Below are 15,431 nucleotides of genomic sequence, written 5' to 3' on the forward strand. Positions count from 1 at the left end.
AGGCATCCACTCATTCGCCGCCGCCGTCAAAGAGGCCCGCTTGACCGGCGTCGACAGCCTTTGCGGCCTTATGCACGTTCGACGCAGGCGCAGCCGTAGTGACAGCCGGTTCGGGCGAAGAAGCCATCGGCAAATTCTCGACGTTCAGGCTGTAATCGTCATGCCCCCATTCGCAGCGGGACAAGGCCATCTTGGGAATCTTCTTCACCGTGAGATTCGGGTAACGATCCACATCGCCCCGAAATGCTGAACAGCAGACCAGCAAGCTGCGCTCTTCGCCGACTTCATCGCTCAAGGCCTGCAAAGCTTCCGGTGTAAGACTTTGAGTGGTGACATAGATGAAATCGTTTTCGGTGCTCTTGCCGTGCTGCCAGTAGTACGCATCGCTGGGCGCGTAGGTGAAGCCCTCCAACTTGCAGATCGCCGCCGCCAGCATTTCGGCGTTGTATTCCTTGTTGATGATCCACTGGCCCCAGCGGTCTCGTTGCAACAGGCTGGGGGCGAGGCGGTAGTAGCGGAAACCGCCGCCGCCTTTCCAATTCACGGCCTCGCTGATGCCGCCCTGGTCTTCGCCGTCGATGACTTTTTTCAGGCGCGGGATGATGTGCGTATGGCAGTGCTCGCCCAGCTCGATCATGATCCAGCGGCGGCCCATTTTGTGGGCGACCGCGCCGGTCGTGCCGGAACCGGCGAAGGAGTCGAGAACGAGGTCGCCGGGGTTGCTGGCAATGTGGATTATTCGGTGCAGTAACTCTTCCGGCTTGGGCGTTTCAAAGAATGCCTTCTCCCCAAATAACCCTTCCATATGCGCAGAGGCATGTTGATTGAGTCCGCAATCCGCCCAGATTGAGGGTGCAGTCATTCCCTGCTTAGCTTCAAACTTGAAAAGCTTCCGCATAGGCGTTGTTGCCGTGCCCTTAACACCCCAAAACAATCGACCATCGGCTTGTAGTCGTTCCATTTCATCTTTGCTGTGGCGCCAGCAAGTGCCTTCGCGAGGCCATACTTCTTGACCGGTGTACGGATTCCGTATCGCATAGAAAAGGCTCTCGACATATCGCCCGCCTTTACCGTTTGCAGTGGTATCGATCTTGCGAAAAGGACCGCGCGTGTCTGGGCCATTCGGCTCCGAAAAAACCTGATATTGCGCATCTGCTTTCTCTGTACGAGGCATAAGGTTGAATGCTTCTTCTGCCGCCGTCTTCTTGCTACTACCCGGCCGACTCTTTGCCCACACTAGAACGTGATCGTGAATCGATCCAATCTTGCGATCGTTCGGCGGTCCGTCGCGCTTCTGCCATGACAGGTCGGCGATGAAGCAATTGCGTCCAAAAACTTCATCCCCCAGGACTTTCAGATAATGCGCCTCGTTGTCATCGATGGTGATCCAAAGAGAACCATCTTCCCTCAGCAATCGTCGAATTATTTCAAGTCTGTCCCGAATAAGAGATAGCCAGATTGAATGCTCAACACCATCATCGTATTGGGCAAAAGCGCTGCCGGTGTTATACGGCGGGTCGATGAAGACGCACTTCACCTTACCTGTGTATTCCTGCTCCAAGGCCTTCAATGCCAACAGGTTGTCACCGAAGATAAGCTGGTTATCGAAAAAGTCGGCGCTGGTAACACGGTGCTTCGCGTGATAGCTCATCGAAGGATCGCCCAACAAAATGCGCGGCTCCAGCTTCGGACGCGCATCCTTGCCGATCCAAGTCAGTTCTAGTTTCTGTTTTGCCATTTTGATTTCAGTGGTACTTCACTCGCCGATTGTCGAAGGCAGGCTTATTAACCCGGCAATCAAATAGCTAATTTACTGGGCGTACCGAACGTGCTCATGGCTGAAATACGAACGCACTCGATCCGGCATCGCAGCAATGCGCTCCATGCAGGTTCGCGCCTTTTCAAGAAGTGCGGCGGCGGTCTTGGCAATTGGCCCGGAGCGTATCGTCGTCTTCAGATCCCGGTTCAGATACTCGTCGGGGTTGAGCTCAGGCGCGTACGGCGGCAGGTAAAACAGTTCGATCTTCTCGGCGTTCTCGGCGGCCCACTCTCGGACACGGTTGGCGCGATGCACGCGCAGGTTGTCGACGATCAGGAACACCTTACGCTGAGCGTCCTTAATCAGATCTTTCAAAAAGACGATGAAACGCTCGGCATCGATGGCCCCTTCGAAGAACGAGAAGCGCACCAAGCCCTGGTTGGTGATCGCCGAGATCATCGACGTCGATCCATGGCGACCGGCCGGCAGTCGAAGCTCAGGCGTCATCCCCGCCATCGAGTAGCCGCGCACCCAGTTCGCGTCCTGGCGAATGGCAGTCTCGTCCCCCCAGTAAATCTCGGCATCTTCGGCCTTGGCACGGGTGACGATCTGCGGGTACTCCTCCTGGAGCCACGCCTTGAGCCGGGCCGGATCCTGCTCGAGTGCGCGCTTGACCGGCCGCTGCGGGGTGAAGCCCCAACGCCGAAGGTACTCGCCGACAGTGCGAATGGGCATGTCGATACCGAAGAGCTGCTTGATGGCGAGCATGACCGCGCGGCGATTCCACAGCGCGAATTCGAGCTGCAGCTGGGCGGGATTCGAGCCAATGATCTTCAAGCGCAACTGCTCCTCTTGAACCAGCGTCAGTGTTCGCCCCGAGCCATGGCGACGGCCACGTTGTCCGCCCTTGATCACCGTATCGACGCTGTCGGCTTGGGCGCGACGCGCCCATTTCAACACGGTGCCGACATGAACCCCGCACACCTCAGCGATGTGCGCCCACGCGTAACCTTGCTTTCGCAGGACAAATGCTTGGCGGCGAATGTGCTCCAGTGCTTCGGGCGGGAGCTTGCGGGCGTCGATCTTTTCCATGCCCGAATTATATCAAAATCTATTTGATTGCCGGGTTAATAGTGCCTTCCAGTACGTTGACGGCGGCCGGATTTCGGCCTTGCTGTTCGCGCTGACTCCCGGAACCAAGGTCGACCATTTTGCCGGCGCCGGCAAAATGGTGTTCAGGGTCGTTGCCAGAGGTTTCGCAGGACGTCATCGCCCGTTTGACGGCATCCTCAAATCGCCGCCATTGGCTGTAACCGAGCATAGTCTGCAAGTCACGGGTGCTCCAGTACTCGGCGCCATGCTCGTTGGTCTGCCTCAGTTCCTCGAACGTCTTGGTGCCTTGCGTTGGCAGTTGTTTATTCATTGGTTCCCCCTGCCGTCCGATCCCTGAGTTCGCGCAGTTGTGGCAACAAGGCTGGAATGTCGCTTTGGATAATGCTCCACAAGGTGTCGTTGTCGATTCCGAGATATCCGTGGATCAGACGGTTTCGGGTGGCGATGATGAGCCGCCACGGCAACCGGGGATTGGCTGAGCGCACGGCATCCGGGATGTGCGTTGCGGCCTCGCCAATTAGCTCGAGATTGCGCACGGTGGCGTCGTAATTCAGCCCGCTGGCAACGAATCCAACCTGATCGAGTCCGTCGGTGTAAGCGATGACCTTTTCGGCGAAGCCGATCATGTCGTCGAGGTAGAAGCGCCATTCACGCGCTACGCTGTCAGACATGGACGGCCTCCTTTTCGACGAACGGACGCAGCTCGGGACGCAGAGCTTTCTCGGTCACGAGATCAATCGGCGCACCAAAGAGGTCTTCGAGGTAGAACTGAACGCCGAAGTAGCGCTCGGACGTTGCCGGGCCATCAAAGGCGACGAGGATATCAACGTCGCTATCGCTCCGGGCGGCATCGCGGGCGGTTGATCCGAACAGTGCAAGATCCGTTACCCCAAAGCGAGCCGTTAGCTCGGGTTTGCTGCGGGCAAGCAGTTCGATAGCGGTTGTTCTATTCATTGCTGCCTCCAATCTGTCTTCGTGGTCGGGCGGGTTGTCATGTCAATGTTCCAGATTATCCGGCTTGGCGTTCCTCTTTCAGTCCCGCATCTGACTAATACCTGGGGCGAATTCACATGCTACTGATCGCTTTGCCGGCGCCGGCAAAGCGATGTCGTTATTACGGTAGTTCCCATTCCACGGCAAACAGCCGGGTAGTCGTTACTTGCTGCCCCAACTGCTGCTCCAGTTCGTCGATCAGGCTGTCTCGCCGGGCCTGAATCTGATCCTGCCGGTCGAATAGCTCGCGCCGCTTCTTGTCGCGCTGCCCTTCAAGATCGCGCTGTTCTTTCTGGGCTTGCAACTTGTCGGCAAGGGTTGCCGCGCCCTTGCTCTTGGTGCGAGCTTCCTTGATCTGCCGGTCAAGCTCCTTGATTTCGCGCTCGAGGCCCACCTTCAGATCGTCGGCCCAGGCATCGAGCTTTTCCGTTTCCTGTGTGAAGAAAGTCAGATTGCGCGACTCGAGATCGGCAATCACCAGCGCCTTTTGCTGGTCGATTTGCTGCAGTAGTGCTGGCGGAATCGGCACATTGGCGGCGGCGAAATCGAGCATGTTCTGCTGCGCCGGGGCGAGGTCGTCGGAGCGCGATTGCTGAACGGGGGCGGCATCGACACGCGGTAACGGCACGGCATGGCCGGGCATGCCAAGCAGCCGGTCGGTCACGTCGGCATCGAAGACATTTCCGTTTGCATCAATGGCAGCGGCCAGCAGATGCTCTTCGGTCGCTCCAAGGGATTGAATGCGCAGATGCTCAACCATCAGCGTGCCGGTCTTGCCCCGCAGGGCTTCGATGACGGAGACCTTTGCCCCATAGGCGTTGTAGTCGAGCACCAACTTGCTGGGTGCCAACGGTACATGCTGGGCATGGTCGATCAAGCCCTGCGCGAGCGGGTGCGCCATGCGATAGATGTGCGCCTCTTCGTTGCGGCGCGGCAGTTCATAACGACCCAAGGGAATCGCGGTCGATTTTCCGTCCTGCACGCCGTCGGGCAAGCGGGTCAGCAGGAAGCCCGTATCGTCTGCGTCGAAGCTCGCATGCCCGTTCAGTGCGGCGCGGGTAAAACGCATCAACAGGCGTTCCAGCTTGCCGAGCGAGGCGCGGGCGTCCATGTTGCGCAGCCGCAGTCGCTCCTGCACATCTTCGTCGAAGTTTTCCAGCAACGCTTTGCGGGCGTTCAGCATGGCGTCGGAAATCTCGCCCGCCAGATCGAGTTGCAGTTGCTCGAAGGCGGTATGTATGGCCTCCGGGTGGCGGCAGGTCTGGTATATCTCGGCGATGCGGCGCTCGAAATCGACGCCGGACTCGACGGCACCCAGCACTTCGTCGCTGGCGCCAAAGACGCCATCGAAGAGCTGGAACTTCTGCGCCAGCAACTCATAGACGCGCCGGTCGGCGTCGTTGTCCCGATTCAGGAAGTTGACGACGACAACATCGTGCTTCTGGCCGTAACGGTGGCAACGCCCGATGCGCTGTTCGATCCGTTGCGGGTTCCAGGGCAGGTCGTAGTTGATGACCATCGAGCAGAACTGGAGGTTGATGCCCTCGGCGCCAGCCTCGGTGGCGATCATGATGCTGCCGCCTTTGCCAGACTCGTCGCGGAAGTAGTCGACCAGTGCGGCGCGGGTATCGGCGGTACGTGACCCTGTTACCCGGTCGGTGCCCGCGTGCCGTGCAGCCCAATCAGCATAGATTTCCTTCGCCTTGGCATCGTTGTTGCTGCCGTTGAAGAGCACCACGCCGGAGCCATGCTCGGTGCCTGCCAGTAGCTTCATCAGGTAGTCCTGCGTGCGGCGGGATTCGGTGAATACAATGGCCTTCTTGGCCGCGCCGAGTTCGTCCAGCTTTCCGAATGCGACATTGAGGGCTTGCAGCAATGCGGTGCCCTTGGCGTTCTCCGTGATGGAAATGGCGAGATTGCGAAACGATTCAAGTTCGCCGACTTCGGCCCGGATGGCAGCGATTTCCGCTGCGGTCGATACCTTGGTGCTGCCATCGGCGACGGCGTCTAGCTCGTCCGCCAGTTCGTCGAGAGCTTCGTAGTCCTGGTCGAGTTCGTCGGCAAGGTCGGTGGTTGCGGATTTTTCGTCGAGGGTCTGGGAGAGTTGGCCACTGAGCCGCTTGATGAGCGTTTCCAGCGCTCCGGCAATGGCGAAAGTCGAAGACGCCAACAGCTTGCGCAGGACCAGCGTGATCAGTTGCCGCTGGCTGTTCGGCAGGGCATACAACGATGGCCGCTGGAGGAATTCCGAGACGTAGTTGTAGAGCCTGGTTTCGTCGGCGCCGGGCACAAACTCTTGCAGCATCGGAATGCGCCGGGTGTATTTGACGTAGGCTTCGACCTGTCGGCGCAGCGTGCGCTTGCAGATCGGGGCAATACGGTTCTTCAGCGCGTCGAAACTGGCGGCGTCCCGCAGTTGCCCCCCCGGCTGCCCGAATTGCGCACGGAAGCTATCGAGATCGCCGAACACGCGCTCATCGACAAAGCTGACCAGTCCGTACAGTTCCAGTAAGGAATTCTGGAGCGGCGTTGCCGTCAGCAAGACCTTGTGCGGCAGCGTCAGCGCATCGCGCAGGATGCGGGCCGTCTTGTTTTCCGGCTTATAGACGTTGCGCAGGCGGTGCGCTTCGTCGATCACCACCAAGTCCCACGGCACGGACTGCACATCCTGGGCTTTGCCGGCGGCGAACTGGTAGGAGCAGATGAGCACGGTGGCGCCGTTGCCTGCGAGGTCGAACGGGTTGGTGGCGCCGTCCTTGATGGCTTGCCGGTAGGACTTGGCTTCAAGCAGCCCGGCGGCGATACCGAACTTGTCCGCCAACTCCTGATGCCACTGCTTGCGCAGGTTGGCCGGGGTGATGACCAGAATGCGGCGCTTGCGCTCGGCCCATTTCTGCGCGATCAGCAAGCCCGCTTCGATGGTTTTGCCGAGACCGACTTCATCGGCCAGGATGACGCCCTTGGACAGCGGGTTGCTCGTCGCGAACAGCGCGGCGTCGATCTGGTGCGGGTTCAGGTCGACTTGAGCATCCAGCAGCGCACCGGCCATGCGATCCATGGAATTGGACGCGGCACGGCGAGTCAGTTGATGCGCGAAATACGCCAGCTGGTGCGGGCTATAGGTCATCTCGTGTCGCTTTTCCAAGGATGACGGATAGTACTATGGCGTTGATCTATCGTCCCCAATGCCCCTCGAAGTCAAAAGATAGCTGCCGCTGGTGCCGAATGGCGAGGAGGTAAATCGCTCCGTCGATCAACGCATGGAGCAGCAGGTATTCCTTGAGGACGTCTTTGGTCAGGAATCGCTTGATCTCTTCAAGATTGCGCTCGAAATTGGCGGTGAATTTGACGACCGGCCGCTTCGCCATGCCTGGCACCCGATGAGTCAGGGGCTACGACGGCGTTTGAGGGATGAAGTTCGAGGGATAAAAAAAGGGGCGCTTGCGCACCCCCGATTTTCACGAGCCCCGAAAACTCAGTTGCTCCCCCGCATGTTCTGCACCGAAAAGAGCCGGGTCGGGCTCATGTCCTGCTCGAGATGGACCTTGAAGCTGCCGGTCGTGCAGTGCTTGGCCTGGACGTCGGTGATGCTGAAGCCGTCGTTGATCGCGACGCCGCGCCCGGCGTTCTTCGGCAGGTGGTTCTCCGAATCGGTGTAGGCGACGATGAAGGTCTTCCACAGTTCGCCCTTGCGGTCGTAGATCTCGTTGAGGCTGAGCGCGTACGTTTCGGCGTCCACGTAATGGGTGCGCCGGCTGATGACGTGGTTCGGGTCGACCGGCACCGAATCGATGACGTAGGTCTTGCGCAGCTGCCAGGTCACGTTCGGGAAGCACTCCCCCTCGCCGCCGAAATCGATGAACTTGAAGCCATCCGCCTCTTTGCGCTCCTCGGCGAGCTTCTGCTTGTTGTGCGCGTAGAACGGCACCAGCAGATTCACGGTCCCCTTGTACTCCCACTTCATGTCGCGCATGCGCCCGTTGTAGCCTTCGAAATCCTCCACCATCAGGTCCGAGCCGAGGAAGGGGTCGGTGACCTGGTTCGACGCGAGCCGGCGCACGCGGCGCTGGAAGCCGAGGTACAGATACACCTCGTCGAGCTTCGCGTCGTCGGAAAACCGGCTGATCAACAGCTGCGTGTCCTTCAGGTCCTGCGGCTCGTGCACTTTCAGGTAGCCGGAGCGCAGCAACTGCGCGGGGTTCGGCGACACTTCCGGGCGCGGCTCCTGATCGACGCGGTGCTTCCACTGGATGATGTGATATTCCTGCTTGAGGCTGCGTTCGGTCTTGCCGCTGGCCATGTTCTTGTAGTCCATGTACCACGGCCAGATCGTGTAGCTGTCGCCGATGCGGTTGTTGTGCTGGAAGTTCCAGAACACTTTTTCGCCGGCCCGCGCATCTTTCGCGTCGGGCTCCTGCGGGAACGGACGCCCGGCGATGAAGCCGGTGAGATCGCCGACGCTCGCGCCCAGGGCCGCCTTGCTGAGGTTGGCCCGCGTCGCGTCGATGTAGTTCCTGCTGATGCTGAACGAATAGGTCTCGCCGACCGTCAGCGTCGTCTGGCCGTTGCGGATGAACTGCGCCATGCTCGGGATCAGCGCCGCCTTGAACTGGTCCACGTTGCTCTTGTCGATCACCGTCCCCGGCGTGAGCCCGGCCACGGTCGGCACGCCGTTTTTGTAGGGGAAAAAGGACTTCTCCACGTCCGCGTCGGTGGCGGCTTGCGCGCCCCCGAGCAGACCGGCGGCGCACAGCACGCACGTCAATGCCTTCAGCTTCATTTGTCGATCCTCCCGAATCTAGAACGTGTATTGCAGGGTGAACTGGAGCTCGTCTTCTTTCTGGGCCATGCCGATCGGCCCGGCGCGGAAGCGCCCCAGCGGCTCGTAGCCGGACAGGCCGAGCGAGCCGTCGTTCGGCCCCTGGCCCGGCGAGGCCGAGAACGGATGGAAGGGGTTGCAGGTGCGGCAGTCGTCGAACTTGCGCGCGCCCGTGCCGACCTTGATGTTCGCGCCGACGGTGAGCTTGAGCTGGTCGGTGACCAGCCAGTCGATCGAAGGTGCGATCGCGGTCGCGTCGGCCCTGACGTCGTGGGCCATGATCACCTGCGGGCTGACCCGGTCGTTCATGTAGAAACCCTTCACGAGCAGCGTCACGATGTTGTTCTGCTCCCAGTCCGGCATGCCGACCTTGCCCAGCGGGCGCTGTTCGAGCTCGTGATCGAGCAGGTGCTGGCCGAAGAGCTGCCCGGAGATCAGGAACGCGCGGTCCTTGTTGAGGAACGGAATGAAGGTCGGCCGATCCCAGCCGATCACGTAGCGGAACACGCGCGACTCGGAAAAGAGCCGCTCGCGCAGGCCGTTCGGGAACTCCTCGCCGTGGGTCAGCGCCGCTTCGAGCCGGAACACCGACTTGATCGAATCGACCTGCAGGTCCATCGAGCCGCCGATCAGGTTGATGCGCGGGAAGTGGATGTCGAACGCGATCAGGTACGGATACGGATGCGGTTGCGGCACGGTGTCGACTGCGCCGACCGGATCGAACGGGTTTCGCGCCGGAATGCCGCCGCGCAGCGACGGCAGCTGCGAGCGGTAGGTCAGCGCGTTCAGCGAGAAGCCGACGCCGGCCTTCTGCCCTTCGAGCTTGACACCGAGCTGCGTGTTGCTGAGCGACCAGCTCGGCATGTGCGCCTTGCGGATGCCGATCTGGTTCGGCCCGAAGTCGGTCGCCGCGAGCCCCGGCAGGCCGAGGTTCGCGAAGTTCGCGACGGTGCCGCCGTTGTCCCACAGGTTCTTCATGCCGCGCATGAAACAGCCCGCGTCGAGGATCACGTTCGGCGTGCCGCACTGGCCGATGTTGTGCGGGCGGAACTTGTCGAAGTTCCACACCACCGCGAAGTTCAGATCATCGAAGGTCTCCGTCGGCCCGGCGCGGTACTCGGCCTGGGCGATCCACATCGGGATGCGGATATCCTGGAGTTCGTCGTAGATGTTGTTGCGCGAATAGTCGACCGGGTTGATCACGTCGAGCACGCGGAACAGGTCCGTGCGGCCCCACACGACCTGCTGCTTGCCGACTTTCAGGAACAGGCCGGCGCCGTTGTCGAGCGGAATCGTCCCGGCGAAATACGCCTCGCGGATGAAGTCCAGCCGATCGTTGAATTCGGGCGCCTCGAGCTCGCTGCGGTCGGCGTCGAGGTAGTCGTCGATGCAGCCGCGCGAGTCCTCGTCGCAGGGGCGCACCGGCACGCCGAACGCGACGCCGCCGTCGGTGCGGGCCAGATGCGAGCCGAGGACCTCCATCCCTTCATTCGGGTTGTAGCGCGGCGCGCTCGGGTCCGTCGCGTTGAAGCCGAACGCCCCGCCGCCCGGCAGCCCGGCGAGCCCTGCGGTCAGCGGGTTGGCGGCGCTGCCGAGCCCCCCGCCGTGCGGCACCGACTGGCCCGGGATGCCGACCGTGTTTTCGAGCTGCACCGCGTGGCCCGCGCGCTTGCCGTACTTGTCGTCATTCATGCGATAGACACCGTCGAAGGTGCCGCGCAGCTTCAGAAACATGCCGAAGTCGTCGAACGGGCCGCGCGCGCCGAGCTTGCGATCGACATCGACTTTGAGCGTGTTGCGAAATTTCGACAGGCCGACGTCCTTGCGGGCGAAGGTCGCGTTCTCGTAGGTCACATCGACCCGGGTGTCCGAATCGAGTTCGTTGCCGACTTGCGCCGCGGCCGGCTGCGCGATCCCCATCGCGAGCGTGACCAAGCCTGCCGAAACCAGACGCTTATCGTGTTTCGCCTTTGTTGAAGATGTCCCCACTTTGACTACCCCCCCTTGAATTGCTTGTAGTTATTCCGGGCAACAAACTCACGACACCTGCAGCACGCCGTCTTCGTCGAGATACGCCTTGGTGATGAACGCCGGCTTGAAGATCACGACCCACGCGGGCATCAGCAGCATTGCCGCCAGTGCGTTGAACACCAGCATCAGGCTCAGCAGCAGGGCCGAGTCGGCCTGGAAACGCAGGTCGGAAAGGAGCACCCACATGATCACGCCGGCGATCAGCGTCACCGCGGTGAACACGACCGCGAAGCCGGTAGTGCCCGCCGCGCGCAGCACCGCCTGGCCGAGGTCGCGGGTGGCCGCCATTTCCTCGCGGATGCGGTTCATGATGTAGATCGCGTAGTCGATGCCGACGCCGATGCCCACCGCGATGACCGGCACCGTATTGACGTTGATGCCGATGCCGTTGATCCCCATGTACGCGTAAGTCATCACCGTGGCGAACAGCATCGGCAGCACCATCAGCCAGCCGGCGTGCAGCGAACCGTAGAACACGGTGACGAACGCGAACGCGAGCACCAGCACCAGCGGCACGATCAGCCGGTTGTCGTCGTCGACCGCGTCGTTGATCGCGGCATTGACGCCGATCGCCCCGCCGCCGAGGCGGATCGAAAAGTCCTCGATGTCGCCGATCTTCTCGATCCCCGCCTTCGCGACATGGATCGCGCGCTGGATCGTGTCGGCCTGCTTGTCCTTGTAGTAGAAGACCAGGTTCGCGTCGGTCTCGTCGGCGTTGAGGAACTCGTTGAGCGCGCCCGGAATCGGACTCGCCGCCATGTAGGCGAACAGCAGCCCGCCGACCCCCGCGGGCGACTCGGGAATCTGGTTCCAGCGCGGGTCGGTATTGTGGATCATGCCGTTGACCGCGCGCACCAGGCCCGGCAAGGCCTTCGTCCCGCCGAGCGCCGGATCGAGCAGCATGTGGTTCTGGAAGCGCTCGATCGCCTGCAGCACTTCCGGACGCTTCAAGCCGCCTTTCTCGCCGGTGCGCGCGACGATGTACAGCTCTTCCGAACCGGGGAAGCGCGCGTTGATCGCCCGCGACGAGACGTTGTAGTCGTGATCCGGATACAGCAGCGGCGAGCCGGATTCGGCTTCGCCGATCGTCACCCGCGCGCTCAGCATGCCGCCCGCGACGAACAGTCCCGCCGCGACGAACAGCACCGTCGCGGCGCCCTTGCGGTGGGCGACGACGCCGAACAGCCGCAGCACCAGCTGGTGCGCCCAGCCGCGGCGGTTCTCGGTCTTCTTCGGTTGCGGCAACAACAGCAGCAGCAGCGGCACGACGAGCAGCACCGTGAAGAACACCGAGAACGCCCAGAATCCTGCGTAATAGCCGAGCTTGGTGTTGATCGGCGCGGCGCCGAGCGCGAGCACCAGGATCCCGACCGCGTCGACGACGATCGCGAGCGCGCCCGGGCGGAACAGGTCGTCGAAGGCGGCGCGCGCAGCCGTCCGGCTGTCCTGGCTCGTCGCCAGCTCGTCGTAGTAGCGCTCGACGAGCTGGATGCTGTGCGACATCGCGCGCGCGGCGATCAGGAACGGGATCACGAGGTTCAGCGGATCGAGATTCCAACCCATCTTCGCGACGAAGCCGAGCCCCCAGATCGACGACAGCGCGATGCCGACGAGCGGCACCGCGACGCCGTAGAAGCGGCGGAAATAGCCGACCAGCAGAGCGACCATCAGCAGCAGCGTGAACAGGAAGATCTGCAGGATCTGCGGCAGGTAGGTGTAGACCCAGCCGATCAGCACCGGCTGGCCGGTCGCGTGGATGCGGGTTCCGGCGACCTGTTCGCGCTCGCGCACCTGCTGCAGCTCCTGGAAGATCTTCTCGTAGTCGATCGTCCCGGCTTCGTTCATCTGCGCCTTGATCAGCGCCGCCTTCTGGTCCGGCGAGACGAGCAGGCCGTAGATGCGCGGATTGGCCATCACGTCCTTGCCGAACGCTTCGAGCTCGGCCGCGGAAAGCGCGCTTTGCTGCGGGTCGTAGTACGGCTGCGAGCGCATCTCCCCGCTTTCGGTGAGCCACACCTTGCGCGCGGTCCGGTGCGTGAGGCTCGAGACGAGGTTGTGATTGACGCCCGAAAGGCTGTCGACCGCCTGGGTCATCCGGTGGATCAGCGCCAGCGTCTCGTTGCTGTAGATCGTTCCGGACTCGACCTCGACCGCGACGACGATCTGGTTCGCGCCGCCGAAGGTGTCGCGGATCTCGTTGTGCAGCTTGATGTAGTCGTGGTTCTGCGGCAGCAGGTCGGCGAACTCGGTGTGCATCTTCAGCGCCGGGATCTGCAGCGCGAAAAACACGGTGATCAGGAAGATCGCGCCGAGGACGAGTTTCGGGAACGCGAAGATCCTGGTCTCCAGCTGGTGCAGCGCATGGGTGAATTGGTGTCGCACGGCCTCTCCTTACTTTTGGGTCACGGCGCTGGCGGTCATCGGGACGATTTCCACCATCCCCGCGCCGCCGGCGACGAGCAGCGCGTCGCCGTTCATCGAGAACGCGGTGCGCAGGTAGGGCGCGGCCCGCCCGCCCGCTGGCACCCATTCGCTGCCGGCCAGTTTCAGCACCAGGCCGTTCGCACCGACCGCGAACACGTCGTCGTTGTGCCGGGTCAGGCCGTACATCGGCGCACCGGTCGGGTTGCTCTGTTTCTCCCAGCTCGCTCCGCCATCGCGGGTGTGCAGGATCGTGCCGGCGAGCCCGCTCACCCACCCGGTGTCCGGATCGGTGAAGAGCGCGTCGTACGGGTAGAAATCGTTCGGAATCGGTGCGCCCGCCTGCCAGCTCGCGCCGCCATCCCGCGTCGTCATCAGGCTGCCGAATTCACCGGTGACGACGCCGTGAAGCGCGTCGATGAACTGGATCGTCGTGAACATCAGGTCCTCGCCGAGCGAGGTCGCCTGCCAGCTGGCGCCGCGGTCCGCGCTCGACAGGATCGTGCTGTCGCTGCCGACGACCCAGTACTGCCCGGCCGGATCGCAGGCGACGGCCAGCGGCGTCGCTTCGGTCGCGAGCGCCATGCTCGACCAGCTGCTCGCCGCGCCGTCGGCCACCCACACCCGGCGCTTGAAGTCGAGCGCGACGAAGCTGCCGTCCGGACACACCGCGACATCGACCAGCGACGCTTCGACGTCGACGACGTGACGCTGCCAGCGCTTGCCGGCATCGTCCGACCAGACGATGACGCCGTTGGCGCCGACCGCCACGAGGACGCGGGAATTGCCGACGCCGGCCTGGAACTGATCGGAGCGCAGCACCGGCCTGGCCTGTTCGATCGCAACGTCGCTCAGATTCGCCGATGCGCTGCAGCCGAGCAGCACGGCTTGGGCCAGTGCAAACGGAAATATTAGAGAACGGAATCGGTCAATACCTGTCATCAAGCCCCCTTGAGGTCTGCCAATGGCTCCCCGCGTTGCGGGAAGCGAATCATTCAGCTGGGGCTGGATATTCCCGTGCGCCGACCGAATCGGCGCGCAGAAACCGCCGGGCGACTGCTGGCCGATTGGGTTCCGGCTCTCGGTCTGTAAGGAAAGAATTCCTGATGCCGCGCGACGTCCTGAAGGCAAGGCCTTCGGCGACCGGTCGCTATCCACCAACTGCGGCGCCTATCCCCGGACTACCGATCGTTTGCGCGGCGTTGCGGCGTCGCGGGGCCGGGCGGCGACTGCCCGGCCCGGCCGGCAGCCCGCGGCGGCGGTTGCGAAGGAGTTGGCTCGCAGGCAGCATGCCGGAGGGCATCGACGCCCCGCGCGCCCACCGGCCCGCCCGACACCATCCGGCGATTCTTCCCCCTTCAACTTTTCGAGACTGCGATATGGATTTGCAACTGCAGGGCAAGCACGCCCTCATCTCCGGCGGCAGCAAAGGCATCGGATTGGCCTGCGCGAAAGGGTTCCTCGAGGAAGGCGCCAGCGTCAGTCTCGTCTCGCGCGAAATGACCAACCTGGAAGCCGGCAGGCAGGCGCTGCTCGCGGCCTCCCCGGACGCCGCCGGCCGCATCTTCCTCTACAGCGGCGATCTCCGGAGCGCGGATGCCGCCGCGGCCATCGTCAAACGGGTCGAAAGCGAGTGCGGTCCGGTCGACGTACTCGTCAATTCGGCCGGGGCCGCAAAACGCACACCGCCCGACGAGCTGACGCCGCAGCATTGGCACGATGCGATGGATGCGAAGTATTTCACCTACATCCACCTGATCGACCCGCTGGTCAAGCGCATGGCCGCGCGCGGCGCCGGCGTCATCGTCAACATCGTCGGCGCGGGCGGGAAAGTCGCCTTCCCGACCCACCTGCCGGGTGGTGCCGCCAATGCGGCACTGATGCTGGTCAGCGCCGGACTGGCCGCTGCATATGGCCCCCGGGGTGTGCGCGTCAATGCGGTCAACCCAGGCATCACGCTCACCGAGCGCATGAAGGAAGGGCTGGAGGCCGACGCCCGCCTGAACGGCATCACGCCGGCCGAAGCGCTCCAGCGCGCCAGTTCCGCGATGCCGCTCGGGCGTATCGCCACCCCGGAAGAAATCGCCAATGCGGTCCTTTTCCTGTGTTCGCCGAAAGCCGCTTACATTTCGGGGGCGATCCTGGCGATGGACGGCGCCGTCACGCCGATGGTCGTCTAGCGCGATGGAATCGGCCGCGGCAAACAGGAATGACGCACCGAAGTCCGGACATACGGACACGTGCAATCGCCGCATGCAGTGCCCTCCTTGGCCATTCCAGTCCAGCACTTCCCGG

The 15,431-nt window shown here is 62.5% G+C and carries 12 protein-coding genes; 1 reads left to right on the forward strand and 11 read right to left on the reverse strand.

Features of this window, described 5'->3' with window-relative positions; translation table 11 throughout:
* Positions 1-10: 10 nt before the first annotated feature.
* The 11 genes from pbN1_RS06695 to pbN1_RS06745 form a co-directional block, all read right to left on the reverse strand.
* Positions 11-1,738: a site-specific DNA-methyltransferase gene (locus tag pbN1_RS06695; protein ID WP_169203920.1), complete on the reverse strand. Its 1,728-nt coding sequence runs from the start codon at positions 1,736-1,738 to the stop codon at positions 11-13.
* Positions 1,739-1,810: 72 nt separating this feature from the next.
* Positions 1,811-2,851, reverse strand: a complete 1,041-nt coding sequence (locus tag pbN1_RS06700; protein ID WP_169204321.1) for an IS630 family transposase — start codon at positions 2,849-2,851, stop codon at positions 1,811-1,813.
* A gap of 19 nt (positions 2,852-2,870) precedes the next feature.
* A complete protein-coding gene (locus pbN1_RS06705) occupies positions 2,871-3,182 on the reverse strand; it encodes a BRO family protein (protein ID WP_210147683.1) in 312 nt (103 codons plus the stop codon).
* Positions 3,175-3,543 carry a HepT-like ribonuclease domain-containing protein gene (locus tag pbN1_RS06710; RefSeq protein ID WP_169202642.1) on the reverse strand — a complete coding sequence of 123 codons (369 nt, stop codon included), beginning with the start codon at positions 3,541-3,543 and terminating at the stop codon, positions 3,175-3,177. The genes pbN1_RS06705 and pbN1_RS06710 overlap by 8 nt, the downstream gene beginning before the upstream one ends.
* Complete coding sequence (locus pbN1_RS06715; RefSeq protein WP_169202641.1) at positions 3,536-3,826, reverse strand: nucleotidyltransferase family protein; 291 nt, start codon at positions 3,824-3,826, stop codon at positions 3,536-3,538. The genes pbN1_RS06710 and pbN1_RS06715 overlap by 8 nt, the downstream gene beginning before the upstream one ends.
* Positions 3,827-3,986: 160 nt before the next feature.
* Positions 3,987-6,992, reverse strand: coding sequence for an SNF2-related protein (locus tag pbN1_RS06720; RefSeq protein ID WP_210147684.1), 3,006 nt, complete (start codon positions 6,990-6,992; stop codon positions 3,987-3,989).
* Between the two features lie 46 nt (positions 6,993-7,038).
* Positions 7,039-7,233, reverse strand: a complete 195-nt coding sequence (locus pbN1_RS06725; RefSeq protein ID WP_169202640.1) for a hypothetical protein — start codon at positions 7,231-7,233, stop codon at positions 7,039-7,041.
* A 107-nt stretch (positions 7,234-7,340) separates the two neighbouring features.
* The gene (locus tag pbN1_RS06730) at positions 7,341-8,645 is read right to left on the reverse strand and encodes a DUF1329 domain-containing protein (protein ID WP_169202639.1); all 1,305 of its coding nucleotides are present in this window, start codon (positions 8,643-8,645) and stop codon (positions 7,341-7,343) included.
* Between the two features lie 18 nt (positions 8,646-8,663).
* Positions 8,664-10,619 carry a DUF1302 family protein gene (locus tag pbN1_RS06735; protein WP_342343976.1) on the reverse strand — a complete coding sequence of 652 codons (1,956 nt, stop codon included), beginning with the start codon at positions 10,617-10,619 and terminating at the stop codon, positions 8,664-8,666.
* Between the two features lie 102 nt (positions 10,620-10,721).
* Complete coding sequence (locus pbN1_RS06740; protein WP_169202638.1) at positions 10,722-13,097, reverse strand: efflux RND transporter permease subunit; 2,376 nt, start codon at positions 13,095-13,097, stop codon at positions 10,722-10,724.
* 9 nt (positions 13,098-13,106) lie between these two features.
* The gene (locus pbN1_RS06745) at positions 13,107-14,078 is read right to left on the reverse strand and encodes a YCF48-related protein (RefSeq protein WP_169202637.1); all 972 of its coding nucleotides are present in this window, start codon (positions 14,076-14,078) and stop codon (positions 13,107-13,109) included.
* Positions 14,079-14,515: 437 nt separating this feature from the next.
* On the opposite strand from pbN1_RS06745, the gene pbN1_RS06750 reads away from it, so the two are divergent.
* Positions 14,516-15,316 (forward strand): SDR family oxidoreductase, encoded by an 801-nt coding sequence (locus pbN1_RS06750; RefSeq protein ID WP_169202636.1) that lies wholly within the window; start codon positions 14,516-14,518, stop codon positions 15,314-15,316.
* Positions 15,317-15,431 lie beyond the last annotated feature (115 nt).

Source organism: Aromatoleum bremense, from assembly GCF_017894365.1.
Lineage (GTDB): Bacteria > Pseudomonadota > Gammaproteobacteria > Burkholderiales > Rhodocyclaceae > Aromatoleum > Aromatoleum bremense.